The sequence below is a fragment of the Candidatus Kryptoniota bacterium genome, from assembly GCA_036567965.1.
Classification (GTDB): domain Bacteria; phylum Bacteroidota; class Ignavibacteria; order Kryptoniales; family JAKASW01; genus JAKASW01.
On record DATCTN010000031.1, the window covers coordinates 339,468 to 365,847 of the forward strand.

A 26,380-nucleotide genomic window follows, 5' to 3' on the forward strand; every position below is an offset into this window, starting at 1 on the left:
AATTCATTAGGAGATAATTATCATGAAAGCAATAGTGTTTCTGATGGTAGTGGTGGCTTCTGCAGCGTACTCACAGCCGTACTATTACTACTTCAAGTATAACGCTGCCTACAATGTACCAGGGTATAGCGGCGATATTTACCGAGTAAATTTAGCGACAAATGGAAACGAACTTTTTGCCAGGGATGCGGGTCGCGTTAACGGACCAATTCTCCGCAATTCAGATCAATCTAGAATATTTTTTCAGGTAAGATTCTCGCTCGCAACAATTGAGGTAAATGACCCATCTCATAATACTAAATATGTTCTCGATGGTATGAACGAAGTCGTTCACATAATGGACTCACCTAAAACGAATCGGTATTACGTTTCATTTATGGATATGCGAGACAATACCACAACAGTTGCCGTGAATCGCATGACGCTGGAGCCGATTGACACAATTTTTGATCAGAATACCGCTTATGATTCATTTTCGTCTTATGACCAGAATGGTCTTTATCGGCTTGAAGACGATTCCACAGGGATTTTCTTTTCGGAATATTATATAGATCAGAAACAGCAAGGAAAACCCCGGCGCTGCGGAAATGTGGGTCCCTTCGCGGGAAGTCCGGCGCAGGAGGACACTCGGTCGGGATATGCACTCGTAAGTTATACGGATAGCTTAAACATGAATCTGGCATCACAAGATTTATCATATGCATTCTCAAATCAAAAGTATGTGCTATGTAATGTGGATCAGAATGCAATCTACACGCCGATAGGAATTCCATTCCGTTCTGATGGTTTCCTGACAGTTGACACCAGACATGTAGTAATTGAGCAAGCGAATTTCGATACAACTCGCACAGGTGGCGAATACCGGCCGGGCAATGTCTATGTGTTCGATGCACACGCAGGAACGTTGCTGGAGCGATTGAAGCTTCCGCCCGAAGGGAAAATCTTGTTGTTCGATAATTATCCGAATATGCTGTATTACTACCTTGAGGCGAAACGGAAATCCATTAACATCGATCTCACCAAACTTGCAACCATCGGGACTATCAGCCCGCAGAACGTTCTTGTGGGCAGCGGATCATTTACTCTTTCCGTCCCAGGCAAGAATTTCACAACCGCCTCCAAAGTCCAGCTGAACGGCACAAACCGGGCGACAGCATTTGTTTCTGATACACTTTTGCAAGCGACTGTCCGTGCTGGAGATATCGATACTGTGACCGTGGCATACATAGCCGTGAGAGACAGCATTGCCCCTTCATCTCATGCAGCGACAGATTCTTCGGCACTTAATGTTGTTTCTCTGCCGCAACAATCGCTTCAGCCGATTTTGGACTGTGTAACACGGGTCAACGACTCTACTTACACTGCATGGTTCGGATATGAGAATGATGATACGACATCGATTTTCGTTCCAGTTGGTGCGCAGAACAAATTCTCTCCGGTGCCAAACGACAGGACTCAACCCACGCTCTTCGAACCCGGGAAAAAGGACAGGGTGTTCAGTGTGGTTTTCAACGGGAAGAATCTGACATGGAAATTGAACGGGAACGAAGTGACAGCATCGAGGAAATCATCAGCGTGTAATTGATTATCGAATATGAAGAGACACACCATCAAAGACTAACTCAATCGCGCTCGGTCCCGAGACCTTTTTATCCGGTCGCAACTTGAACTTTGAGTTCGCTTTTGTCTCCTCCTCTCCTTGGTGTTAAATTAGTCCGTGTCAATCGAAAAATCTGAAGCGATCGTGTTGAGGGCGGTTAATTTTCGCGACACGAGCAAGGTCGTGACATTTTACACACGGCGTTACGGCAAAATGAGCGCGATTGCCAAAGGCGTGCGCAATCCCAAGAGTAAGTACGGCTCGCTTTTCCAGCCAACGAATTATCTTCAGATTGTTTTCTACCGCCGCGAAAACCGCGAAATGCAGTACGTCTCCTCCAGTGAGTTTGTCAAGTACTTCAAGAAGCTCGGAACCAGTATTGAGCGGCTTGCAATTGCGATGTCGCTTGTCGAGATCGTCGACCGGCTCATGCACGACGAGGAAGAAAACGAGCGAGTGTTTACGCTTCTCGTCGAGTCCTTAAACATGTTGGACACAAAGGACGTCCAACCACAGAATGTTTTCGCTCACTTCGGACTGCATCTTTCCGTAAACCTGGGATTCGAGCCGGGATTTGACAACTGCCTCATCTGCGGGAAGAGGATCGACCTTGAGAAGGAGAAGCGGATTACATATGTTGTCCGGAAGGGAAACGCGCTATGCGAGAATTGTTCAGCCAATGTAAATGAAGGCTACATAGTTTCTGCGGCAGCTATGGCGATTCTGCGACATTTCATTCGAATGAGTTCGGAAGAAGCGGGATCGATGGTTATCGAGCAGAGACTTCAAAATGAACTTTCGAATTTCGTTTTTGTTTATTTAAGAAAGCACTCGGAGAATTTGAGAGAACTGAAGTCGTTGAAATTCCTCTCGGCTTCTAAATGAATTGGAGGAAAGCATGAGGAGCAGGACATTAATCGGGGCGGCGCTTTTGGTTGCGGTCGGAGTTGTCTTCGGTGCGTTGTTGGTCACGAGCTTCAACGGCGTCGGACCCAGTTTCGGATTTTCGGGCGAGAAGGTGAGACTCGGCGGTCCCGCACCTCTCGGAAAGACCGACATGAACCTGATGGCGACCCAGGAAGCGTTCGTGAAGATCGCGAAAGCTGTCACCCCGACGGTCGTTAGTGTTACGGTGATTTCGACTCCTAAATCGAAGATGCCCGACATACCGTTCTTTCACGATTTTCAATTTAAGATGCCGGATCAGCAGCCAGAGAAAGGGATGGGTTCCGGAGTGATCGTGACGCAGGATGGTTACATCATAACGAACAATCATGTTGTCGACGGCGCCGACAAGAACGGCATCAAAGTGAAATTGTATGACAAGCGCGAATTCGATGGGAAGCTGATCGGGACAGATCCCACCACGGACGTCGCAGTGATAAAGATAAGCGCGTCGGACCTGCCGGTGGCGGCGCTCGGAAACTCGGACAGTGTGGAAGTCGGTCAGTGGGTCCTCGCGATAGGCAATCCGCTCGGGCTGAATTCAACCGTCACTGCCGGGATCATCAGCGCGCAGGGAAGAGACATAGATGTTTCTCTCGACAGGTGGGGGATTAGGAATTTCATTCAGACTGACGCGGCGATAAATCCGGGTAACAGCGGCGGCGCTCTCGTAAACATTCGCGGCGAAGTAATCGGGATAAATTCTGCGATCGCAACGCGGACAGGTTACTTCCAGGGATATGGATTCGCCATCCCAATGAATCTCGTCAGGAAGACTGCTGAGGACCTGATCTCATTCGGAAGGGTAAAGCGTCCGATGCTTGGAGTGCAGCTCAAATCGGGTATCGACGAGACAGACGCGCACGCGCTCGGACTCCCGAAGCCCGAAGGTGTCTGGGTCCAGGATGTGATCGGTGGAAGTCCGGCCGAAGCTGCAGGTGTGAAAGCGGGAGACGTGATACTCTCCGTTGACGGCAAAGACGTCAACGCTGCAAATGAACTACAGGTGCTCATCGCGGAACACAAGCCTGGTGACGTTGTGGTACTTAAGATCTTCAGAGACGGGAAATCGATCACGAAGGAGGTTACGCTGACCGAGCTTTCCCAGACTGATCTCGCAAGTTCGGCGCAATCTAACGAAAAGGAAGACAAAGAGCCGAGCGAAACGGGACAGGTAAATGTGCCCAAGCTTGGCATAACAATTCAACCGCTCGACAAGAATACAAAGAAGGACGCGAAGGTCGATGGCGGGGTCCTCGTCTCTGAAGTTGCTCCCAACGGGCCGGCTGCCGACAGAACACTCCTTCCGAACGACATTATCACCGAAGTGGACCATCACGCTGTCGGTTCAGTGAAGGAATTGACCGACATTTTGAAATCGAAGAACAGCGGTGATTACGTAATGTTGAGAGTCCTAACCAAGCAGGGCAGCTCCTATTCGTCAAGATTTATCGCGGTCGAAATCGGCGGGTAAGAGTCGAGTAAAGTCACATCGGATTAAAGTCCCGCCAAGTGCGGGACTTTTTTTGTCTGTCAATACATTAAAGCGAATACCAATCCCGAATTCATAAATGTCGAGTGAGCAATTGCGGATAAGAGTATAGCCGGGTAAATTTCAGTTGGTTTGGGAATGAAGTCAGGGTTAATCTATCTCGCAATTGTCTCCACAACTATTTTTGTGGCGGCTATCTCGACTATGCAACGGTCGGGAGTGGGAAAGGAATATCCTCCTATCGATGTGTCCGGATTCTTCGATAGCGCGCACCACTGGTACGACATCCGGGACGAAACTCACGTTATTTATCCTCTTAAGGATCAGAAGAGATATTCTCCCGCTGACGTAAAGGAGATAGCCGACAACATACTTCTCTTCCAGAAAGACAACGGCGGATGGCCGAAGAATTATGACATGCTTGCTGTTCTGTCAAAGATGCAGAAGAAGAAGCTGGCTGCGTCGAGGCACGATAAGAACACGACATTTGATAACGGTGCCACGCATTCGCAGGTTGAATACCTCGCTGCGGCATATACGGAGACCCAGGACGAGAGATACAAAAGCGCATGCCTTAGGGGAATTGATTTTGTTCTTTCCGCCCAATATCCGAACGGAGGTTGGCCCCAGTTTTTTCCGGATACAATTGGATACGCGAAGGAAATAACATTCAACGACGATGCGATGATCGGCGTGCTGGAAATGCTCCAGCACGTGATCGCAGGTGAAAAGAAGTACGTATTTATAGATCATGCCCAGAAGTCGAGGATAAAGGAAGCTTTCAGGAAAGGACTCGACTGCATTTTGAAGTGCCAGATCAAGGAGGGAGGCAAACTGACGGCGTGGTGCCAACAGCATGACAATGTAACGCTCAAGCCAGTGTGGGCGCGGACGTTTGAACCTCCATCGGTTTGCAGCTTTGAAAGTGCGGATATGGTTATGATGCTAATGAAGGTCGATAATCCGGACGAGAACATCAGACGATCGATTCAGGCAGCGGTAAAATGGATTTATGATTCGAGAATATTCGGAATCCGTGTCGACTCTGTTCCGGCGCCGGAGGCTGTGTACCAGTATCATTCCACTGGATTCGACGTTTTGGTAGTGAAAGACACTTCGGCACCGGCGATCTGGACAAGATTTTACGAGCTTGGAACTAACAGGCCTTTGTTTTGCGACAGGCACAGAAAAATCGTCTACACGCTCGCGGAAGTGAGCAGGGAGAGGAGAACCGGCTACAGGTACTATGGTTTTATCCCTGACGAAGTAATTGCTGCTTATCCGGAATGGCAAAAGAGATGGGCACCAGGCGAAAGCGTGCTTGAGCACAGATGATTAGTTGCGACTTCTTGAATTTCGGAATCAATCGAGAATTCTCCGAAGAGAGGAAATGAAAATGAGATTAAGATTCATTTGCGTGCTCTTTTGCATCGCGGGGAGTGCGGTACAACTTTTTGCCCAGCAACCTGTAACGAGAATCTGGAATGGACTCGCGCCGGGTACTGAAGACATGAAGAATGAAGAGAAGAGAGACGACGGGTCGATTTACAAAGTTTACCAGCCCGATGTCGAAATATTTCTTCCTTCTCATCCCGACCAGCATCACCTTGCGGTCGTCGTACTGCCGGGAGGTGGATACACGCTTCTCGCGTATGTCAAAGAGGGGACTAAGATCGCCGGATGGCTGAACGACAACGGTGTTGCTGCGTTTGTCCTGAAATACAGGCTGAATCCCGACGAAGCGTTGCAGGATGCTCAAAGAGCCGTCAGTTTTGTGAGATCGAAATCTAATGAGTACAGTATCGATCCGAAACGTGTTGGTGTTCTCGGGTTTTCAGCGGGAGGCCAGGTCGCCGCGAATTTGTCCACGCATTTTACTCGCACTTCGATGAGAGATGCTGTCGATTCAGTCGACTGTAGACCCGACTTCATGGTACTTGTCTACCCGGCACTCGACTGGCTTCACATGGCGGCAGGCGATACGGGGAAGAAAGATGGGTTCGTCCAGTTTTACAAGCTGGTCAACGCAAATACGCCTCCCACATTTATCGCACACGCCGGAGACGATCAGACGGTGCCGGTGCAGCAGAGCATCGATTTCTTTGAAGCTCTCCACGCGGGCGGAGTGCCTTGCGAGATGCACATATATGAGCAAGGTGGGCACGGGTTCGGGCTGGAGGAAGACCGCGGTGAAGTTGTCAGCTGGGGAGACCTGTGTGTGAAGTGGATGAGAGTAAGGGGGATCTTATCCGGGAAGTAGTCCCCGTATTTCCATTTCCCAACCCCAGCAGCAACCCGCATCATCATCGATACCACAGTTAAGATCATTGATAAAGATATTTGTGTCATTTACAATTCAACAGATGCTGAACCGGATCGTCAGCAACTGTCTCCTGCGATCTATTTTCGGGAGAAGTAAGCTTCTCGTTGCAGGTGACCACATGAGTATTCAATTAAGAGGAGCATATGAGCAAAGATTTCGTGGCGAAAAAATCGATCACCATAAATGTTCCGATCTCGAGGGTGTGGGACGCGCTCGTGAATCCAAAACTCATCAAGCAATACATGTTCGGAACGGATGTCGTTTCAGATTGGAAGCAGGGAAGTCCGATAGTGTGGAAAGGCGAATGGCAGGGAAAATCTTACGAGGACAGGGGAATCATCTTGAGGATAGAGCCTGAGCGACTCATCGAGTATACTCATTTCAGTCCGCTCTCGGGTGTCCCAGATGTGCCTGAGAACTATCATACGGTTACCGTTGAATTGTCTCCTGCTGCGGGCGGCGTGCGGTTATCGCTCTCTCAGGCCAATAATCCCACGGATGAAGCCCGAAAGCATTCGGAGAGTAACTGGGAAATGATGCTGAAAGGAATGAGAAGCTTTTTAGAAGGCTGACGGGTTGACCCTCTTTTAAAGGTTGTCAATTTAAATTCACATCACATGTCAAACTGGAAAGGAGAATCATTCAATGTCACGGGGCTGTGTGTCGATACTTTTGTTTATGTCTCTAGCTCTCTCGTCTTACGCGCAGGAATCACAACTCAAGGAGAATCAGATCTCAGTTCTCGGAGCGGTTGAGTTGAAGGAGGTCGCCGACCAGGCGTCTTTCACATTCTCGGTGAAGGGCGTGGGCGAGACTCTTCGTCTTGCTGTCGAGGACGCAAATGCGAAAGTAAAAGCAGTGACCGACAAGCTCCTCAAACTTGGTGTTCCATCAAGCAAGATTGCGACATCTCAGTTCTACAGCGGCGAAAACTACGGGGACAAATCTTTCTGGTCTTCGAAGCGCGATTACCAGGCGGTACTCACTACTCTCGTCACTGTCGACAGCATCGGAATGGTCGAGTCCGTCCTGTTTGCTTTGAGTGAGGGTGAAATATCAAACGTATCGAATGTTTCTTTCGGGTTGAAGGACGAGTTGGGTATGAGAAGGAAAGCCAGGATAGCCGCCACGCTTAAAGCGAAGGAAAAAGCCCAGGATATTACCGGCGCACTGGGAGTCACTTTGGGTCGCGTGCTTTCTATCGAAGAAACTAAGCCTACAAGAGTGATTCAGCCTCAAGCCCAACAAGTCCGAAGATTTGGGTATGTTCCGATTGATTACAACGTCTCCAGCCCGTTTAACCCTTCGTCGGTAGTGACTTTGTCCGGGGAACTCCCGCAAGTCGACGAGAGCAGCGGATCCGGTATCTTCGCGCAGACAATTTCCGTCACCAGTGAAGTCACGGTCATATTTGAAATAAAGAATTGAACGCCGGTTCGGAAGGGGCATGTGCATCCTATCAAGTTAAATGCCCCGATCTAATTCACCTGAGTGTGTAGGAGAAACTGACCAGGACATACCGCGTCAGCACTTCGTTGCGCGTGTCGTCAATGTAAGTGTCGGTGATGGACCTGTTCACGCTCTTGTTCTCCCCGAGGAGGTCGTTGACCGCGATCCTCAGCTCCCCGCTTTCATTGGCGAAGAATTTTTTCGCCACACCGAGATTCCAGAGTATTATGTTTTGGTCGTATCCAGCCGAGAGGCCATTTGTCAGAGCGTTGCTCAACTGGTTGTCGAGGACTATGCCGCTCCAGAATTCCCACACCCACTTCACAGAAGCAGTGTGCGAATAGTAATTGCTGTTTGAGATGGGCTGAATCGAATTGCGTGCGAAATTATAACTCCCCATGTATGAAATCGTGAAATCGAAATTCTGACTGATGTTGCTTCCGATTACGAACCCGGCAGTGGGTCCGATAGAGTTTGTTTTGCTGACGACGTCATTCAATTGTCCGGGCGTCCGAGTAAATGTCAGGCCCGCGTTCAGGTTGAGTGCGCTGCTTATCAGATCGAATGGTAAACCGTAGGTGAAGAAGGATCTTACATTCCAATAACCGTCAAGATTAACCGGATAGGTTAACTGGGTGCCGGGTGTTAGTGAAGTCCCGTTGGAAAGAACCGTGTCGCGTGACGGGATGACAGTTGCGTCAGCGACGTAAGCGTTCGTGTAATTCGCAATGAGGAACAGGAACATGCTTGAAGCTCTGCCCGGAGTCGTGATTGCGTATCGCGCGAGAAGCGAGTGTGTATATGACTGGACAAGGTTGGGATTTCCTGTCGAAAGAAGGAGCGGATTTGAATTGTCCACGACTTGCTGTAGCTGTGTTACCGCCGGTGCGACAGTATAAGTCCTGTAGAATATCCTCAGAGTTCTGTGTTCGGGCGTCGTGTACATGAACAGCGCGCTTGGGAGAAAGTCACCGAAGCTTCGTGTAATCCTGGAATTCGTGAACGCGCTTCCATCGCCTGTTAGATCGGCATACTGGTACGACAGGTTTCCCATGAAATTTGTGCCGGTTCCCCTCCACCTGTAGCCGATTCCCACCCGCTGCGTCATGTAATCGTCATAGTAAGAATTTGAAAGAGGTGCGTCGAATGACGAGTATGAATCTGTTCCCGGATTAAAGTCATATGTACTCTTGTCTGCCGAGTTGCGTGTAAAAGAAGGGTTGTAGATCAGCTCGAACATCGCGTTTACGTCTGTCGCCTGGGTATAGATCAGGTTCGCGCTCACAGTCTTTACGTCCGAATTGTAATTTGAAACCTGATTCAGCGAATCGTCCGGCGGAGAGTTCGTCCCGGAGTAGTCGTTCGCCGCCGACAGATTTCCGTTCGTCATCTTCTTGTTCGCGCCGCCGCCGACGTCTATCGAGAGTGTCCTCCCGGGTAAATCGAACGCGTGTCTGTAAACGACGTGACCCGTTATGTTATATCCGTCGTTCAATCCGCCGGAATTTGTCAGGGACTGTGAGCCCGATGCGTTCTGTGTTGTCACTGCGTTGAGAAGATTGTCCGCGCGGTTCGACTGGAAATAAATGACAGGGAGGACCGTAAGCTTGTTCGATTCGTCGGCGGCATAATCGATGCGGCCGCTTAACCTATTGTTGTAATTCGTGCTCGCCGCGTTGGAGTTCTGGTCGTACAGACTTGTCGAGTCACCTCCGAGAAGATACTGCCGATGATCGAGCTGGTTATTCTGGTTCCCGACCCGGTTGAAGAAGTAGCTTCCCTGAGCGAAAAGATTGTCGGACAGACTGTCGGAAGCGTTCGTTCCGGCCATGCTCGTATTGTTGATCCCTTGCTGCTGGCCCACGAACTGATTGTTGGAACTTATTGCGCCGGAACGTCCGAACGGGTTCGCACGCCGTTGTCCGCCCCCTCTGAATCCTCCGCTCCCGGGCGTGAACGCCACACTGCGGTTCGAGATTACACCGAGAATATCCTGCGTAGAAAAGTCCTGCTGGTTAACATTGTTCGATGAGCCTAGAAATGAAAGGCGGCTGTTTCCGTCGAAGAAGTTTACATTTCCTGCTGCGTCATACCTCTGGTTGTCGCCGTATCCTGCAGTCAACTTTCCGAAATTCATCCCCTGTCTGTTTCGTCTCGTTATAATGTTAATCGCCTTCACGGATTGTCCGTCGTCGAACCCGGTGAACTGCGCCTGATCGCTCATCTGGTCGAACACCTGGATCCGGTCGATCACTTCGGCGGGGAGAGTGCGAACGGCGACTGTCGGGTCATCACCGAAAAACGGTCTTCCATCGACCAGCACGCGCTGAACCGTCTCTCCGCCTGCAGTGATTGTCCCGTTGGACACGATAACACCCGGAAGCTTGCTCAACAGATCTTCGGCGGTTGCATCGCGGTTGATTTTTACCCCCGCCGCGACGTACTCGGTCGTGTCGCCATTTTGCACGGCCGGGGGGACTCGTCCTTCTACCGTCACTCCTCTCATCGGTATGACTGCTTCACCCATGGAGATCCGACCGACATCGAGATTTCGGTTCTCCACGGTCACCGGAACCGATGTCGTTCTCCTTCCCACCGCGCTTGCGTCGAGCCGGTAAGTGTGCGGGGGGATGTGCAACAGGGCGAAATTGCCTTCGAGGTCAGTTATGGCAATAAAAAATCTCGATGAGTCGGACCTGTCCACGAGTCGCACAAGGGCCCCCGGAAGAGAAGCGGCATTCTCGTCAATGACTTTTCCCTTGACGGTAACACCTTGACTCCGCGCTTCCTGAAAGCAGAATATCATCGATAATAGGACTGACAGCAGCAAAACATTCTTCATGAGTACATCAATTCTTTTGACTCGCGACACAGAGCGGTAGTTTAACAGACGGTCTGAACTGACGAAAGTTTGCTGTTCAGCAGGTAGTGAAATAAATTGATGGGAAGTAATTTCTGTTCGGACGAAGATTAATGAATCCAGCAAAGGACCCAGTCATGGCCAAAGTTTCGAAGAGAAAAGTCGTAGCTTCTACAGGCGATAAACCGTACACGGTCGAGTATTATTACAAAGTTCGTTGGGGGCACGCCGATGAGTTTCTGCGCCTTTACAGGAAGAATCACCTTCCCGTTATGAAAAAAGAAATCGAGATGGGAAGAATAGTGGAGCTGACTATCGCAAGGCCTCGTTTCCACGCGACGGAGGACGCTCGCTGGGATTTCCGCGTGACGATAGTTTGGAAGAACATTCAGACGACGAATGACGGATTCAGCGAACCTGATCTTGCACGCCGACTTTTTCCCGATCAGACGAAGTTTTACGAAGAAGAAAAACGTCGGTTCGAAATCCTTGAAGCTCATTGGGACGTGCCTGTAGTTGAAGTCCCGACCGAGGGCTGAAATCCGGCTTGCGAACAACTCTTCGCGTCAGCAGTAAAGCGAGCCGGCCTTTTCGATCGCGACCATTAACTACCACACTCTTCAACGCCGGCAATCTGCCTCGCGCCGCTTTCTACTCCAATGACAATTTTCTTATATTGATTTCATCATGTTGAGACTACTTACCGCAGGTGAATCGCACGGAAGGGCGCTCGTCGGGATTATCGAGGGCGTACCATCAAATCTCGAATTGACGGCCGACTATATAAACAAGCAGCTTCACCGCCGCCAGCAAGGATACGGCCGCGGCGGTAGGATGAAAATTGAAACCGACAAAGTGGAAATACTGACCGGCGTGAGACACGGCAGGACACTCGGCTCGCCTATCTCTCTCGTTCTCTGGAACCGCGATTTCCAGAACTGGGGAGAGAAAATGTCGGCCGAGGCGATAGCTAAAGATATCGAAAAGGTCGTCATACCTCGTCCGGGTCATGCTGATCTTGTCGGGAAATTCAAGTATGCGCACGGCGACATAAGAAATGTAATCGAGCGGTCGAGCGCGCGCGAGACGGCGATGCGAGTCGCATTGAGCACGATTGCGAGACGACTCCTTCAGGAAATTGGAATAAGAATCGGCGGGCACGTGTTTTCAATCGGATCTGCAGGCTACAAGAACAGGGAAGATGTCGATGCGATCATCCGGAATTTGATTGCGAAAAAACACGGTGCCGAGGAAATTGCGGATGAGTCGGACAAATCCGAAGTGAGATGTCTCGATAATGGACTCGCTGACAAGATGGTACAGCAGATAAAGCGCGCCAAGAAACTGGGCGACACGCTCGGCGGTGTTGTGGAAGCGTACGTTTCTGGCCTTCCGATCGGATTAGGGAGCTACGTCGAGTTCGACAGGAAGCTCGACGGCCAGCTTGCCCAGGCGGTCATGTCCGTTCACGCGATCAAAGGAGTTGAGATCGGCGAGGGCTTCAGGAACGCTGCGAAATTCGGCTCGGAAGTTCATGACGAGATACTCCTGAAGTCTAAGAAGATCGTGCGACCCACCAACAGGGCGGGTGGACTTGAAGGTGGAGTCACGAACGGTCAGCCGCTGTGGGTTCGTGCCGCCATGAAACCGATCTCAACGTTAATGAAACCGCTGAAAAGTGTAGACTTATCCGAAATGAAAACTGTGGAAGCTCGGAGGGAACGCTCGGACTTTTGTGCGGTTCCTGCCGCGGGGGTCGTGGTGGAGAACGTGATTGCACCTGTCCTGGCGAATGCCGTGCTTGAGAAATTCGGAGGTGACAGCATGGATGAGCTCGGGCGCCGCTACGATAAGGAGGCGTTCTTCGGGTAATGGCCGCGCGCAGACTGGGTTTTGTCGACCAGTTCAGGGGGCTTGCGACGCTGTTCATGATCGAAACTCACGTCCTTAACGCGCTCCTCCTTGTTCCCCTCAGAGAATATTTCCCCTTCAAGGCAATCGACTTCATGAACGGCTTCGTGGCGCCGTCATTCCTTTTCGTCGCCGGATTTTCATTTACCCTGGCACTCACCAGGAAGGGAGACTCGTACCGGAAATTTTCCGTCGAGCTGGTGAGACATCTGAAGCGCCTCATGTTTATCTGGATAACCGGCTACCTCCTCCACGTACCTTACTTTTCTCTCCGCAAAACAGTTCATGAAAGCACTCCAACAGACCTGGTGTCCTTCTCGGCGGTTGACATACTCCAGTGTATCGCGGCCACACTCTTCCTCCTTCACATACTGCGCGTCCTCATAAAGGACGACAGGAAATTCAATTTTACAATGTACATCCTTTTCGTTTTTTTCGTGCTGATCGCGCCGGTCGCTGGCGGGATCGACTTCTTGAACGTGTTCCCGGTTTGGCTCGCGCAGTACTTCAACAGAATGCACGGATCCCTCTTCCCGCTCTTTCCATGGTCGAGTTTCCTCATCGGAGGGACAATCGCGTCGCAATTTTTAATAAAACATATAGATGCAATGTCGACCGGGAAAATCGGAAGGGACGCGCTGAAGAGGGTGGTGCGGACCGGAATAGTAATCGCGGCCGTCGGTCTCGTCTTTACGATTGTCGAAACGCAAATTCTTCACACATATCATTTCGTGGACTACTCGCCTTCGTGGTTTCTCCTTCGGTTCGGGATCCTCCTTTTGATTCTCTATGGAATCACTATCCACGAACAGTCACGCAGGTCAGATCTCTCTCCGATGAAACTTTTTGGGCGAGAGTCTTTCCTCGTCTACACTGCGCATCTCCTTGTGGTCTACGGTTCCAGCGTGAAGGTGCCATCTCTCGTCGCGAGGATCGGTCCGACGCTTGGCTATCTCGAATGTCTCGGAATATTCGTCGCGCTTTCTGTCATCATGTATATCGCGGCGGTCGTATGGAACAATTTGAAACACAATGATCTCAGGATGTCGCGGATAGTGCAGTACGTGTGCGTGTCCATATTCTTCTACTTGTTCATCAACAATCCGTACTGAGGGATGAGACTAATCGAAAAAAAATTGTAAAGGAAAAAACGGGAAAGAGCTGAAGGGGTAATAGTGTAATCAGTTCATAAGTGTATCGGGGAAGAGATGAATGGGTTCAGTAGAAAATGGGATCCAGATTCAGCGGTACCGGGGGCGCGAATCGTGACTTAAATGCAGCCTAGAGGTTGTTTTCCGAAAGGAAGTCTACCAGAGCTGAGTTGAACCCGGGGGAATTCTCCATATTCGAGATATGGCCAGCTCCGTGAATCACCATGAGCTTGGAGTTTGGAATTCTTGAACGCATAAATTCCGCATCCGACGGCGGAGTCACTTTGTCCTTTTCGCCGACAAGTATCAATGTCGGTACGGAAATCTTTCCGAGATTCTCCGTCATATCCATTCTTGATGCTAGCGCGATGAGTGCTCCCACCAATCCATTTTCGTCCGTCGAGAGTATCGTCGTTCTGATTTTCTTCACTTCACTCTTCTTGTTCTCGATGCTCTCCGGGGCGAAGAGAGCTTTTACCTGTTCCTCGGCAAATTGAGATTTGTTCCCGCTTAGAATTGTTCTTATCTGGTTGACGCGATTCAGCTTCGCTGCGTTTGTGTCGGGAGTTGCTTTGGTGTCGGAGAGTACGAGCCCGGAAAATCTTGACGGCTCACGATCGACCGCGCGAAGAGCAACATATCCACCCATCGAGAGCCCGCACAGAATCGTCTTTTTTATCTGCAAATGGTCCAACAAACGTATCAGGTCGTCGACGAAAAACTCGATGAGATATTGCCCGTTCCCGACTTCGCTCCCGCCGTGCCCGCGCACGTCGAATGTCAGGACGAAGTGATCACCCGAGAGGAGAGCAGCCTGTTCGTCCCACATCGATTTGCTGAAGGGAAATCCGTGGATGAATGTGACCGCTTTGGTTTTATTAGAACCGTACGTCTCGTATGCGATACTGGAATCCCGAGTTTTCAAGATCATTTTTCGTCCTCGTTAGCGGATGAGTTGGTTCATCGAATCATTTGAATTTAGAGAAATATTTTTTGATAAGAAAAAAACCCGATCGAACCGGACAAGGGACACGATGAAGAAGTTACAGCTAATTACTGCCGGGCGATCTCTGCTTTTCGAAAAACGTTCGGAGAAGTGATCTCGATTCTTCGTCGCTCACACCTTCGATCAATTCGACACGGTGGTTGAGTCGTTGATCCTGGACGATGTTGAAAAGTGTCGAGCATGCTCCCATTTTCGGATCGTGCGCGCCGAAGACAAGCCGGTCGATCCTAGAAAGTACGATCGCGCCGGCGCACATCGGGCAGGGTTCGAGCGTGACGTACAGGGTGCAGCCTTTGAGTCTCCAGCTGCCGAGGTAATTCGCTGCCGCGCCGATGGCAATGATCTCAGCGTGAGCGGTGGGGTCCTGGAGCTGCTCAACCTGGTTGTGCCCTCGCGCAATCACAACACCGTTGCGGACGATTACTGCGCCGACCGGAACTTCGTTTCTTTCGAGCGCGCGTTCCGCCTCTTCGAGAGCAAGTGACATGAACCGTTGGTGATCGGTCATCCGTTTATCCCGCGATTGAAACGTGGACATCGACGCCCGCTTCGTTTGTCGTCGTGCCGGGTATCGGCGATGCAGGTACCGTCGGAGTTGTTTTGGTGTTCGTGTAAAACACCGCGGCCGTAACCCTCTGGCTTATGGCGTACTTGAATCTTATCTCGATGGTAGTCTGGTTGGTGCCGTCGATCGGCGTACCGCCGGAACCGATATTATCAGAATTGTACGACGAGCGGTTCGTCAGCGAGCTTGAGATACTCACGCTTATGTCAATATCGTTTTGGAGATTTAAACCGAAAAGGGGAATAGACATTCCTCTCTTGGAATAGTCCGCAGTGATCGTTAGCTGGCTGGTATTTGACTGCGCGATCGTTTGCGCCGACGGGCTGAGGTTGAATTGCGTGCTGGTGTTGTACAGTATCGAGCTCGTCACTGAGGCGTCTCCGAAAATTTTGTACGCGATATTCAGACCAAGGAGCGGCTGGAAACCGTATGAGAGCGTTTGGGCGTCGGTCACTTGAGTGCCCGAAGTACTGTGCCAGTTCTGTGAGTAGGTCGATTGGTATGAGTGATCGATACTGACGCGCGAGGCGAAATTGCTGAAAAGCGGAAGCTGTTCGAGACCGTCCCAGTGAAAAGCATAATTCACACGCGGCATGTATGATCCGAAGATCTTGTCCAGTATCGGCAGCGTCTCGAATCCCTGGACGAATGCCTGAGATAATTTCTGATCGCCAGTGCGAGTGTCGGTCGGATCCGCCAGCAAGTTCTTGTAGATCGTGGCAACCTGTCCAATACCGCTCTTGAAGGAAGAGAATATAAGGACCGGCGGAATCGTCAAGAAGCTGCGTGTGACCTGGCCGGTGACCATTACGGACTGGGGAGTGAGGTTCCCGAGCGAGTCGGTGACATAAACTGTGTTTCTCGTATATGTCCATGCCAGGTGCCATGACAGGTCGATCCTTGCGCCTTTCCACAAATCCCGTGAGGTCTTCAGGTCGACGTTGTTATTATTGGAGAAGTTGTCTGTGATACTTATTCCGTTTTGATGCAATCTTCTCCCCGGTGTCATGTCGAACACGAAGAACGGGAAACCTTTTGTCCTGATGAGGTTCAGTTTACCGTACGGGTCGGATATGAGACCAAGCTGGTACAGTTGGGAAGGTCCGAGCTCGGGTGTGCTTTCCTGTATGAAAGGGAACCTGAAGAAATTGCCCATGCCCGGCCGGAGACTCGGCAGCCCGCCATTCTGCGATGAATTCGCCGATGAGAAGTTTATGGATATGTTATCGAAATTCAGGAACGGTTCTTTTATTATGACGTTGAGTATTCCTCCGATGCCTCCGCCCTTCCCTGATGTGGAAGTAGTGGTATCCACGCTTGAAAATTCTTCGCGTCCATGTCCGCGTCTTGTAGGCTGTTGTGGCTGTTGCGGCTGCTGGGGCGCCGGCTGGGTTGGCTGCTGCTGCGTCGCCGCAGTTTCGCCCCCGAACCACGAGTCCGACAACATTTTCAGTCTCACGGACGTCCCCAGTTGAAGCGACGAGTTCACGCCAGCTCCTCTGCCGAGGGCGCCCTGTTGAGGGGAATAAATCCACTGGTATTGCGAGCTGTATCCGCTCTGTAGATCGAAATATTTCCCCATGTCGAACGGGAGTTTTGGCTGTGTCGCTATGGAAAAGCTTTCGCTGAAATTGTTGTCCTGGCCAAAGTTTATCAGCCCATTATTCAGGAAAATCTGTCTGAACACGTAAGAATTTCTGTACGGATGATTCAAGGTGTCGGCGTCGGCATAGAGAAGAGAACTCCCGACGTTGAACCTGTAATCGAATGTCGGGTTCAGTAGCCCGTTGTTCGTCAGCCGCCAGTTGATTCCGCCGGACCTCTGAGCTGTAAAGTTAGGCGAGATTCTCTCAGCCGACTGAACCCAGTACTGTTCGGTCGTGAGACTCCTGCTCGCGGACATGGAGAAGTTGATAGTGTTGGGGAGATACCTGATCTGGAAATCTGATGATGGTGTTCCTTTGTTGAGTGTCTTCGACGGGAACGGCGTGAAATACGCAAGCGGATCGAGTGAGACCGAATATCCGCTGTTAAAATTCCATGCCCAGCTGTTCCCGCTTTTTCTTTGCGGGTCGCGGTAATTGGATCCGTTCCAGTTGAATCCGAAAGTGAGAGCGTCGAGAATATCTTTCACGTACCACTTTGAACTTGGGAAGGCGATCTTCATTCCTGGAATCGCCCAGGAATCGTTTACTGTGAGGGCCTGTGAGCTGACGAGGAGACTGTCGGCTGCTGCCGCTGCTGCGCTTCTGGAGTATCCTTTCTGCGTCACGAGATAATCGGCGCGCTGCGCGACTGCAGCGCTGACAAGTATATCGCTGTTCGGCAGGTACAGCGGATTCGAGAAGTTCTCGTTGTGCGTGTACGTGAAAGGTATCGACGTGCCGACCCATTCGCGCGGAAGCAGTCTTTCAAGACTGAACGAGCCGCTGATCCCCCAGTTGCTTGTGGTGTTCCTGGAACCGAACTGGTTCGTGAGCGAATGGAAATACGGGTCGGTCTTCGAGTAATTGAAACTCAAACTACCGACGTCGGCGAAAAGAATATTCGAATCGAACCGGTACGCTCCGCCGGGTGTGTTGTCCACGTTTGTAAGGCGCAGCTCGTCGATCCAGACTGCGCCGTAGAGCGGAGATGTCGTGCCGGAATTCCTCGGATTTTCAATTCCAATTTGAAAATAAGAGATGCTCTGCAGCGATGGATTTCCCTGGAGCCAGTATGTCGACCCGACTATGCCGTTTTCAGCAGGCGAATGTGCAAGAACCGCGGTGACTGTGTCCCGGGTCTGTTTCTTTGCGGTGAGTTTGGCGAAATCGATGCTGATATCCTGCCAGCCCTTCCTGACCGGCTGCCTGTACTCGTAGAAATTCAGCGAGTCCCCTCCGAACCTTACATATACATCCGCGTCGTAATTTGTAGAATCGATATAATTAAATTTCGGGTCTCCGTGTACGAAGAACTTCATCGTGTGGTAGTTGAACATGTCGAGCGCCTGCGGAAAAGTCTTGTAAACGTACCGGTTGTCGCCATCCTTCAGACCGTTCAAGACAAGCGAGAGCGATTGCTCATTAAGAAGCACGTTCTGTGTCGGATTGGAATGGTCCACCGGTTGAAGTCCCGGAGCGGGAGGGGTGTATCCCGGATTGTCGAACACATTGACGACTGACGCCTGCATGGTCGTATCATTCTGGTCCGGAGTCCTCCAGTAATTTCCGATAAAGTTCATCTCTGCAATCCTGATCTTCATCGGTCCTGTCATTCCCGAAAACCAAACGCGGATGAATTGGACAAGATCCAAACTCGGGCTCCCGACGATTTTCTGATAGTCTTGCAACGGAATGATATACTGGTACCATCCTTTTGATCCGCCTCCCGCAATAAACTGGTTCTTCGTCGTGTCAAGCCTGACCGCATACCTGTAGTAGTTGTTTGCGACATCGAGCTGGCCATTATGGTTCAAGTCTTCCGTGTCTGGGAATTTTCCTGCCTCGTTGACGCTGTTTCCTTCTGTTCCGTTTACATGGGTGAAGTCAGAGTTTTCTGGAGGACTTTTAAGATAAAAGTAATAGTCATCACCTTCGGGATCATTCGTAATAGTCCCGTCGGGAAGCGTGATCGGACGGTCAGTGATCCACGGATAGTTCTGTTCCTCCTGGTTGTCTTTTTGAAGATCGATTCCCAAATCAAACCCGCTCTGAAGTGTTTGATTGCCCGTGGCGTCTTCAGTGTGAAGCACATGGTCTCCAATTATGTCTTCACTGACCTGTCCCAGATCGATGTACATAGTTCCGTTTCCCGGGGCGCTGTTAATCTGCATCCATATCTCAATGTAGTTGATATTCTGAGTCGTAAGATTTGTCGCGTTACCTGAGAGCAGCGTCATCATGCCGCCCCAATCGAGAGTCCGGTCTTTCCTCATTGTCGCATCCAGATTGACAGCCCGGTTGTACTGGCCTCTGACAGTGTCGTCAATAGAAACGTTCATTACAGTCTGGAATTGCTGATCGGCGGGAAGATTCTTCTGGGGCCAAATGTCCTTAGCGTAAACGTCGGCAGGTGTTACGTTGTACCAGTATGTCCATGTTCTGTAGTCATTCTTGACCGAGTCGGGTATTCCGGGAAAAAGGGAATCGAGCGGGGAAGCTGTAGGCGGACTTGCAAGGGTCCAGCTGGAATACGATATCGGCAGAGATATTATCCTCTTCGCTCCTTCGAAATCGTCTATGTATGCAATTCCCTGACCATTGTCGGAGGCAATCACGCTGGTGCGAGTGTTAGGATTGGGGAGCATATAGGCGGCCTCTCCGTGGAGCGTGAGTCTTGACGGAGCAGCGGTCTGTATAAGCGGAAGTGCGTCGAGCGCTTTCGTAACGAACGGCATGTCTATCGTAGTTCCAGCGTCGGCGCCCATGATTGTATTGCTCATCGGCTCCTCGCCGAGTCTCACTTTGTCGTTCGGCGATTGCTGTGAGAAATTCATCAATGTCAGGCCGAGGTTGGTCTGGTCGTTTATCTTCAGATCGCCCCGCAAACCGACGAGCGATTTCGACGCGATCTGGAAAATGTCGTTTGTTTCATATTGGATCTGCACGTTGGCACCGGGTTGGAGTGCGCCTTGGTTCTTTATATTTACATCTCCGGTTATATAATCTACCGTGTAATCCTGGTCGGGGGTGAGAGCGTTGCCGTTCAAAAGGACTTTAACACTGCCCTGCACAAGATTGAATCCGAGAGTGTAATGCGAGGAAACCGAACTGGTGTACTGTCCGGTAATTGTAAACTTATCGTGGACACCGTCGTTCTGGGCCACCTCAAGGGTCGTATCGTAGATCGAAGTATAAGCCAGCGTGTCGCCACCTGGTATTGCAAGGTCACCACTTTGTCTGAACGCCTCATCGAAAGGCCGAAGGAAAGGGAAGATTATTTCACCGGACGTAAGATCGATATCAATGCCTGAATTTATGTCGAAGTTGCCATCCGGTCCGCCTGTACCACCTTGACCGGTCTTGTCTACTCCGAATATCTGCAGCAGGTTCAGAGTATTGCCAGTGACGGTAGTCTGGCCGGTCTGACCTGCAGCCATGTAGTTGATCTGGACTTTTTCAAGCGACGTCGGTGACAGATTGAGGCCGCCGGTAGGATAAATATTCCTGAGCTGCATCTCCCACGCTTCCTTGAAAGTTGACTGTGGGTATCCTGGCTTCACCAGTTTCAGTACCAGTCGCTGCGGTTTCGTGGAGCTTGAATCGAGGTAAGTAAATGTTCCAAAAACATCGCCGTTCTGCCTCTTGTATGCAACAGCTACTGCCTGACCTGGTTGCACCGACGTGAGTAGAGTGAGAACACCGGTTTGAGGGTCGATCAAAAACTGGTTGGAAAGAAGCTTTATGAATTTTCCGGCCTCAATGGATCCGTTGACCTGCGTGATCGTCAGCGCTCTGCGGAGAGAATCGTAAAGGCTGTAGTTGGTTATGGGAGGAAGATCCATAACCGCCACTCCATCTCTCAAATCGGTATTGCCGGGCTGCTGGGTCGGAATCTGAATCCACACTTCATATTCCGTGACGTAGAGGTTTTGGTCGAAAGGCTGTCCGGGTAGTGTGTAGTGGTTTTCATATCCGGTATTGGGCGCCGTGCCGTGAATGTAAATTGTGTCGAGGAAGAAATGGTTCTGAGCAAAATCATACGCGTGAAGAGTGAACGTCTGTGCTTGCGACCCGCCACTAACAGTTAAAGTCTTTCCCTGCGCTTTCTGCTGGCTCGCGAGCGCCGTCAGTGTCATTGGCCCGAATTGCATTTGAGACTTAATGCCGAATAGTGCCTGGCTGCTCCCGATGAATGAAGAGTTTGTGCTCATCGAAACGTTCCCGGCCTCTACGCTTTTTACAATTTCGTCGTCGTAACCTGTGTACTTTATGTGCAGCTGGTTCTCATAATCGAATTGATTTTGTGTGTCCCAGTTCGCACCGATCGCGAGCTTGTCGCCAACCGTGCCGTCGACGTTGATCTGCACGTCCTGCTTGAAGTCGGGCTGGTTCGTCACATTGCCGAGCGCAGACAACGTCTGTGTGTTTGTCTTTTGATTCCGCCAAGCCCCGTGTATGTCTACAGCGCCTGAAATCTTGAGGTTGATCCTGGGGGGACCAAAAATGCTCAGGACCGGGTTGGGCGGAATGGGAATATCTATATTTGTCATACCGGCCATGAGAGAACCGAGCTGGTCGGAGGTCTTAGCAGTATAAGCATGCGCGAGATCTTCCCAATTCCTTTTGATGAATTGATTCTCTTCGAGTTTGACGTACTCATCGAGTGGCACGTCGATCGGCATCCTGATGTCTTTGCCTAGGAGGGTCTGTCGTACTTCCGCGTATTCGCCGCTGCTGTCAAAAGTGGCGGTATGCTGAATGATGTTGGAATAGAGAAAAAGCGGATAATGGTAACCCTCAAAGGTATTCGCCTGGGGATGATCGCGTCTTATCGTTGAGAGCCATACCGAAAGCTTTAGTGAATCTAGGGAAGTCGTGTCGGTTCTCGCCGCCAGCGTGTCGGTTCTGAAATGCGCCGATAGCGAGTCGAGGTTAGAGCGACCGACCGGCAGGCGAGAAGTAGTATCGGGTGAGGCCTGCTGGATCGCTTGCCGACCGGCTGGTTTCGAAACCGATGTGTCAGGATGCGTGCTCTGTCTCGTGGTGTTACGAGGAGCAGCGATACTTGTGTCCCTGGCCGGAAAATCGAGCCCCGCTTCTGGATGGTATGCAACGGGGAGCGCGTAAGCGTCGCGATATTCATTGCTCACGAATCCGGTTCCGTCAGGAACGTCGTACGCTTTCTTCTCGAAATCCGAGCCCGACTTATTCTCGGCTAATCTCGGGGGACTCTTTGAGATTGATGAATCGAGAAATGACCCCGCCCCCGAGCCGATGCCCAGAACCAGTAGCGTTGGAAACGCAATACGGCTTATGTGGTTCCTGAAACCTTCCACCATGCAGAGTGCTAAGTTGATACCTCAGTGAGTTCTAGTTTCTAATTCCTTAGCAATCTGTATGTGTCCAGCTCCGTCGGTTTTGATAGAAAGTTTGTGTGAAAAAAATATCAAAGCCTGCAGTAAATATCAAGCAAACCTCTTGTGCCTCCGACGTGCGATCAGCGCGATTTGATTCCTGAGGAAATAATGACGTTATGTGATGTGACAATGCACATTATCTGGCCGCTGTGCCGATAATCCTCTAAATCCGTTTTAAACGGCGGTACTTTCCATCCGACTTCCGGTCTGGGCCTCAATCCTTCAGGCCGTTGGCCTTGCGAAACTCCATGTCGTTCGGCTCCCATAACTCGATCTTATTGCCTTCCGGGTCAATTATCCAGGCAAACTTTCCGTAGTCGTAAGTCTCAATACCTTCGGCGATCTCCACGCCTTCGGACCTGAGCTGCTCGATAAGCGTCTCGATTTCTTCTACCCGATAGTTCAGCATGAATTCCTTTTTACCCGGAAGGAAGTACTCATTGTCCTTATCGAAAAAGGCGAGCACGCTATGGCCAATCCTGCCCGGATCTTCTTTCTCCCGCCACTCAAAAACAGTTCCAATTCCCACGGGTGATATTCCGAGATGCTTGTTGTACCATTCGAGAACCGTAGCGGGATTCTCGCACTTGAAAAACACTCCTCCGATTCCTGTGACCCGTTTCATGTAGTCGCTTCCTCCCGATTCATGAGTAAACTCCTCTACTTCGTGGCAATAAAGAAAGTCCTTTTGAACGGGTAGAGGAGTTTCCCGTTATCCTGGATCCGATAAGCTTTAACGCATTCATTGAGAATTTGGTTTTGAAATTCGATTTTCATCTTTTCGTCAGGAATTCTTTCGAGAAATGGTCTCATCCCGGTGCCTTTATACCATTCCACGAGTCCTTTATGGAAATCGAGCAAGTGGTAATAAGTCGTTTCCCAGAGATCGAACTTCGAAGAGATCGGTGCGAGGATATTGTAATAATAGTCTGCATCATGGTACGCGGCGAGTTTCTCCGCGCCCGCCACGAACCGGTTCCACTCCGGTCGTGCCGAAACTTCGAGAAGAGCCAGCCGCAAAGGCGAACCAGCGTCGGAAGGAACCTGTACTGCAAATACGCCGCCACTCGAAACGGCATCCATCAGTCGTGGAAGAAGCTCATCGTGATCAGGTATCCACTGGATCGCCGCATTGGAAAATACAATATCGTGTTTCGTCGGAAAACTGTAGCTCGAAACGTCAGCCGTGATCCATTCCGATTCGGGAAAATCTTTCGAGGCACGTGCGATCATCTCGGCTGAACTGTCGAGTCCGATGATCTTCGCGGCGGGCCAGCGGCTGCGGAGGACCTGTGTGCTGTTCCCCGGGCCGCAGCCTATATCTATGATCGAGCGAGGATTCTCGATTTCAATCCTTGCGGCTAAGTCAACTGAGGGGCGCGTCCGTTCACCCGCAAACTTCAGATACTCGTGAGGATTCCATTTCAACATTTTAAGATCCCAGTCCTACGAATTCTCAATCTCGCGCGCAAGGATGTCATAGAATTGTTTTGAGGCTTCCTTTTCTCTCCAGGGTTAGTGGCCGCATCTTTCCAGAAGATGGAATCTAAAATCGAGGAGCACCTTTGAGAGCGGTTCGCAGACGCCGGCAGCTTGATGGGGATCGTAGTCGCCGTGAATGGCTGAAACCGGACATGAGATTCTCCGCCCCATCTCGAGAAGTGTTCCGCTGTCCCTCAGCACTTCGGCTTCCGCCCAGACGGATCTGTAAACACTCGATCGGAAGTCGACATTTTCCACTCCCATCTCGGGATCGAATGAATCAGCCTTGGTCATCAGCTCGCCGAATCTTCTGAAGCTGCCTGAAATCTCAGGATCGGGGACAGGATTTGCGATTCTATCCATGAGCTCTAAGGTCTCAAGTCTTTCCTTTTGCGACAAGCGACTCAATCTCAACTTTGTCAGATTGGAACTATATTTCTTTTCGAAAGCGCCGGCGCTGACAAGGATCAGCTTGCGCACCTCCCTGGAAAATCTACCGGTGAATATAAAACTCAACCATGCTCCCCATGAGTGGCCGATTAGAATAACGGGTCGGTAATCGCATCTCTCCTGAATATGATAGGATAGTTCCTGGACTTGTGCTTGGATGGAATCCGAGCATAGGAGTGGCTCTATAATGCCGAACCGTTCCGCCAACTTTTCCGCAAGGTCAGACATATCGCCGACAGCACCCGGGCCGCCGTGCACTACCACCACAGTAAACGGTTTCTTCCCGTATTCCCTGCAGGTCTCAGAGATCACGGCCGCAACTGACAATTGATATGTTGTGAATTACTTCAATCGTTACCACGAATGATGTTAAACATCACCTGTGGAAGAGTCAAACTTCTGGTCAATCGCATTAATAACGCACGATGGTTTCCGGGCTGTAGACGAAGCGGCGGTCGGAGAATAATCCAACGGGTTTTAATTAGAACCCTCTTGATTCCTTAATGTGAAGGTGTACGCGCTCTCGGTCAAACCCGATTTCGGGATAACTCGGATAACCTGAAAAATGAGAGAGTCGCTTGAAGTAATGCACCTGACATAGTGGAAGAATTTTCCTTGATCGCTTCCTGTGTACAGATCTTTCTCAACCGGTTTTGATCTCTCGTCTTGAAACACGCCGCCCCCTCCTCCAATGACAAGGAAGTCCTTTCCGTTTAGCTGAAAATGCTCGAACCGGTGCGCGTGGCCGGAGACGAAGAGTACCGATTTGCGCGAGCTGAAAAAAGCGGGAAGAAAATATTTTCGAACATCGTTCGAGCCGGAGACCGCGGCGCTGTTTGTGTGTGGAGGATGGTGGTCGACGCTTATTACGAATCGAATTGCCGTATCAGACTCGCACGTCTTAAGAGCGTAGGAATACCAGGATTCCTCTGCTGCAATTTCACTTTTCTTCAGCCGGTCAAAGTTTGAATTGAGAATTACTATCGCGACGGGTCCGAACTGGTGCATTGAATAATCGGAAGAACTTTCGGGGACATATTTCTTGAAGAACTTCATAGCTTCAGAAGGGAGGAAATAGTAATCATGGTTGCCTTTTGCTGAAACGAAAGGAATTCTTCTCGAATGAAGTGTGTCAAGAAAAGGCAATACAGGAAGCCATTGTTTTCTTGAGGAGCCATATCCGGTTATGTCGCCGGCGTGAATGACTGCTTCGACGTTCTTCTCATCGAGAATATCTGCTAGGATCATCTGAGTGGCGCGTTCATTGTCCGAGTAATTGGGATACAGACGCTCGAAGGGGAGCGGTGACTGGGTGTCGGAAACAAAAATGAGCACGGACTGTGTCGAACCAGTCTGCGCCATTGAGATCGCAGGCATAACGAAGGCGAGGAGCAAAATTCTTAGTCGCATCGGGTAGTCCGGATCCCCGCTAAGACCTCGTCTTCTCGTACGACCTTAACAAAGCCTCATCTGCTTTCCCACTATTCCGTTTAAGGAAAATGTCAAGTTGTCTCCGGGCGCCGAATGACCGGCGAATCTGTGAATTATCCACCGCTGCTCTGAAGACATCGTTTACCTGCCTGCTGTTGTAACCTGCAAAATCGTTCAGGAGGGTTGCTCTTTCTTTTGCTTCTTCGAATGTGTCTGAACGCGAGAAAGAGTGTATCAGGCCATCGAGGAACCGCTTCCGAAAGCTCGTGTTCTTGTGTATGACCCTCGCAATCCCGGCGCATGACCTGGCGATATTCTCAGTCCGGAAATTGAAAGCCTGGTATCTTGACAGGAAACCGAAAGGGTCGATGTCAACTTTAAGTGACACAATGAATGTCCCGCTTGCTACCGCAACACCGCATTCCTGGGCAGTCCACTTGGAAGTTGTGAATTTTCCGGTAAGGAGAGGAAGAAATATGTCTGTCTTTTTCAGTTCCGATAGAATACGGCTCTGCCATTCTTCCGCAGGCTCTATGTCCTCGTGCGCAAGAAAGACATCAAGTCCGTATTCCTTGAGGGAAGTCTTGATCTCGCCTGCAATCTTTTTGTCTGAAGAATGATAACTCAGAAATAATTTCAATCCGCTCACGTG

The 26,380-nt window shown here is 50.4% G+C and carries 19 protein-coding genes; 10 read left to right on the forward strand and 9 right to left on the reverse strand.

Annotation, left to right across the window (positions count from 1 at the left end; translation table 11 throughout):
• Nucleotides 1–22 precede the first annotated feature (22 nt).
• The 7 genes from VIS48_16195 (at nucleotide 23) to VIS48_16225 (ending at nucleotide 7,788) form a co-directional block, all read left to right on the forward strand.
• The gene (locus tag VIS48_16195) at nucleotides 23–1,585 is read left to right on the forward strand and encodes a hypothetical protein (GenBank protein HEY9167695.1); all 1,563 of its coding nucleotides are present in this window, start codon (nucleotides 23–25) and stop codon (nucleotides 1,583–1,585) included.
• Between the two features lie 132 nt (nucleotides 1,586–1,717).
• Nucleotides 1,718–2,485: a DNA repair protein RecO gene (gene recO / locus VIS48_16200; protein ID HEY9167696.1), complete on the forward strand. Its 768-nt coding sequence runs from the start codon at nucleotides 1,718–1,720 to the stop codon at nucleotides 2,483–2,485.
• A gap of 13 nt (nucleotides 2,486–2,498) precedes the next feature.
• The gene (locus VIS48_16205; GenBank protein HEY9167697.1) at nucleotides 2,499–4,019 is read left to right on the forward strand and encodes a Do family serine endopeptidase; all 1,521 of its coding nucleotides are present in this window, start codon (nucleotides 2,499–2,501) and stop codon (nucleotides 4,017–4,019) included.
• A 156-nt stretch (nucleotides 4,020–4,175) separates the two neighbouring features.
• Nucleotides 4,176–5,372: a pectate lyase gene (pelA, locus tag VIS48_16210; protein ID HEY9167698.1), complete on the forward strand. Its 1,197-nt coding sequence runs from the start codon at nucleotides 4,176–4,178 to the stop codon at nucleotides 5,370–5,372.
• 61 nt (nucleotides 5,373–5,433) lie between these two features.
• The gene (locus tag VIS48_16215; GenBank protein ID HEY9167699.1) at nucleotides 5,434–6,297 is read left to right on the forward strand and encodes an alpha/beta hydrolase; all 864 of its coding nucleotides are present in this window, start codon (nucleotides 5,434–5,436) and stop codon (nucleotides 6,295–6,297) included.
• Nucleotides 6,298–6,503: 206 nt separating this feature from the next.
• On the forward strand, nucleotides 6,504–6,932 hold the full coding sequence (locus VIS48_16220) for an SRPBCC family protein (protein HEY9167700.1): 429 nt from the start codon (nucleotides 6,504–6,506) through the stop codon (nucleotides 6,930–6,932).
• A gap of 73 nt (nucleotides 6,933–7,005) precedes the next feature.
• On the forward strand, nucleotides 7,006–7,788 hold the full coding sequence (locus tag VIS48_16225) for an SIMPL domain-containing protein (protein ID HEY9167701.1): 783 nt from the start codon (nucleotides 7,006–7,008) through the stop codon (nucleotides 7,786–7,788).
• A gap of 55 nt (nucleotides 7,789–7,843) precedes the next feature.
• On the opposite strand, the gene VIS48_16230 is transcribed toward VIS48_16225, so the two are convergent.
• Complete coding sequence (locus VIS48_16230; GenBank protein ID HEY9167702.1) at nucleotides 7,844–10,651, reverse strand: outer membrane beta-barrel protein; 2,808 nt, start codon at nucleotides 10,649–10,651, stop codon at nucleotides 7,844–7,846.
• Nucleotides 10,652–10,806: 155 nt separating this feature from the next.
• Between VIS48_16230 and VIS48_16235 the strand changes: the two genes are divergently transcribed.
• From VIS48_16235 to VIS48_16245, 3 genes are all read left to right on the forward strand, one after another.
• Entirely contained in the window at nucleotides 10,807–11,208 is a 402-nt protein-coding gene (locus VIS48_16235; GenBank protein HEY9167703.1) for a hypothetical protein, read from the forward strand.
• Nucleotides 11,209–11,356: 148 nt separating this feature from the next.
• Nucleotides 11,357–12,541, forward strand: a complete 1,185-nt coding sequence (gene aroC / locus VIS48_16240; GenBank protein ID HEY9167704.1) for a chorismate synthase — start codon at nucleotides 11,357–11,359, stop codon at nucleotides 12,539–12,541.
• Nucleotides 12,541–13,692, forward strand: a complete 1,152-nt coding sequence (locus tag VIS48_16245; protein ID HEY9167705.1) for a heparan-alpha-glucosaminide N-acetyltransferase domain-containing protein — start codon at nucleotides 12,541–12,543, stop codon at nucleotides 13,690–13,692. Before aroC ends, VIS48_16245 begins: the two co-directional genes overlap by 1 nt.
• A gap of 169 nt (nucleotides 13,693–13,861) precedes the next feature.
• Here the strand turns inward: VIS48_16245 and VIS48_16250 are convergent, their stop codons facing one another.
• The 8 genes from VIS48_16250 to VIS48_16285 all read right to left on the reverse strand — a co-directional run bounded on the left by VIS48_16250 (nucleotide 13,862) and on the right by VIS48_16285 (nucleotide 26,368).
• Nucleotides 13,862–14,662, reverse strand: a complete 801-nt coding sequence (locus VIS48_16250; protein ID HEY9167706.1) for an alpha/beta fold hydrolase — start codon at nucleotides 14,660–14,662, stop codon at nucleotides 13,862–13,864.
• 118 nt (nucleotides 14,663–14,780) lie between these two features.
• On the reverse strand, nucleotides 14,781–15,245 hold the full coding sequence (gene tadA, locus VIS48_16255; protein HEY9167707.1) for a tRNA adenosine(34) deaminase TadA: 465 nt from the start codon (nucleotides 15,243–15,245) through the stop codon (nucleotides 14,781–14,783).
• A 4-nt stretch (nucleotides 15,246–15,249) separates the two neighbouring features.
• Nucleotides 15,250–22,287: a cell surface protein SprA gene (sprA, locus tag VIS48_16260; GenBank protein HEY9167708.1), complete on the reverse strand. Its 7,038-nt coding sequence runs from the start codon at nucleotides 22,285–22,287 to the stop codon at nucleotides 15,250–15,252.
• Nucleotides 22,288–22,579: 292 nt separating this feature from the next.
• Entirely contained in the window at nucleotides 22,580–22,990 is a 411-nt protein-coding gene (locus VIS48_16265; GenBank protein HEY9167709.1) for a VOC family protein, read from the reverse strand.
• A 35-nt stretch (nucleotides 22,991–23,025) separates the two neighbouring features.
• On the reverse strand, nucleotides 23,026–23,796 hold the full coding sequence (locus VIS48_16270; protein HEY9167710.1) for a methyltransferase domain-containing protein: 771 nt from the start codon (nucleotides 23,794–23,796) through the stop codon (nucleotides 23,026–23,028).
• Nucleotides 23,797–23,880: 84 nt separating this feature from the next.
• Nucleotides 23,881–24,609, reverse strand: coding sequence for an alpha/beta hydrolase (locus VIS48_16275; protein HEY9167711.1), 729 nt, complete (start codon nucleotides 24,607–24,609; stop codon nucleotides 23,881–23,883).
• 165 nt (nucleotides 24,610–24,774) lie between these two features.
• Nucleotides 24,775–25,707: a metallophosphoesterase gene (locus VIS48_16280; protein HEY9167712.1), complete on the reverse strand. Its 933-nt coding sequence runs from the start codon at nucleotides 25,705–25,707 to the stop codon at nucleotides 24,775–24,777.
• A 19-nt stretch (nucleotides 25,708–25,726) separates the two neighbouring features.
• The gene (locus tag VIS48_16285; protein HEY9167713.1) at nucleotides 25,727–26,368 is read right to left on the reverse strand and encodes a toll/interleukin-1 receptor domain-containing protein; all 642 of its coding nucleotides are present in this window, start codon (nucleotides 26,366–26,368) and stop codon (nucleotides 25,727–25,729) included.
• Nucleotides 26,369–26,380 lie beyond the last annotated feature (12 nt).

Bases quoted from the DNA above. Each gene is read 5' to 3' on its own strand.
- VIS48_16225 (HEY9167701.1), top strand. From the start codon at position 7,006: ATGTCACGGGGCTGTGTGTCGATACTTTTGTTTATGTCTCTAGCTCTC.
- VIS48_16215 (HEY9167699.1), top strand. From the start codon at position 5,434: ATGAGATTAAGATTCATTTGCGTGCTCTTTTGCATCGCGGGGAGTGCG.
- tadA (HEY9167707.1), bottom strand. From the start codon at position 15,245: ATGACCGATCACCAACGGTTCATGTCACTTGCTCTCGAAGAGGCGGAA.
- VIS48_16250 (HEY9167706.1), bottom strand. From the start codon at position 14,662: ATGATCTTGAAAACTCGGGATTCCAGTATCGCATACGAGACGTACGGT.
- VIS48_16270 (HEY9167710.1), bottom strand. From the start codon at position 23,796: ATGTTGAAATGGAATCCTCACGAGTATCTGAAGTTTGCGGGTGAACGG.
- VIS48_16195 (HEY9167695.1), top strand. From the start codon at position 23: ATGAAAGCAATAGTGTTTCTGATGGTAGTGGTGGCTTCTGCAGCGTAC.
- VIS48_16230 (HEY9167702.1), bottom strand. From the start codon at position 10,651: ATGAAGAATGTTTTGCTGCTGTCAGTCCTATTATCGATGATATTCTGC.
- sprA (HEY9167708.1), bottom strand. From the start codon at position 22,287: ATGGTGGAAGGTTTCAGGAACCACATAAGCCGTATTGCGTTTCCAACG.
- VIS48_16205 (HEY9167697.1), top strand. From the start codon at position 2,499: ATGAGGAGCAGGACATTAATCGGGGCGGCGCTTTTGGTTGCGGTCGGA.
- VIS48_16235 (HEY9167703.1), top strand. From the start codon at position 10,807: ATGGCCAAAGTTTCGAAGAGAAAAGTCGTAGCTTCTACAGGCGATAAA.
- pelA (HEY9167698.1), top strand. From the start codon at position 4,176: ATGAAGTCAGGGTTAATCTATCTCGCAATTGTCTCCACAACTATTTTT.
- aroC (HEY9167704.1), top strand. From the start codon at position 11,357: ATGTTGAGACTACTTACCGCAGGTGAATCGCACGGAAGGGCGCTCGTC.
- VIS48_16220 (HEY9167700.1), top strand. From the start codon at position 6,504: ATGAGCAAAGATTTCGTGGCGAAAAAATCGATCACCATAAATGTTCCG.
- VIS48_16245 (HEY9167705.1), top strand. From the start codon at position 12,541: ATGGCCGCGCGCAGACTGGGTTTTGTCGACCAGTTCAGGGGGCTTGCG.
- VIS48_16280 (HEY9167712.1), bottom strand. From the start codon at position 25,707: ATGCGACTAAGAATTTTGCTCCTCGCCTTCGTTATGCCTGCGATCTCA.
- VIS48_16265 (HEY9167709.1), bottom strand. From the start codon at position 22,990: ATGAAACGGGTCACAGGAATCGGAGGAGTGTTTTTCAAGTGCGAGAAT.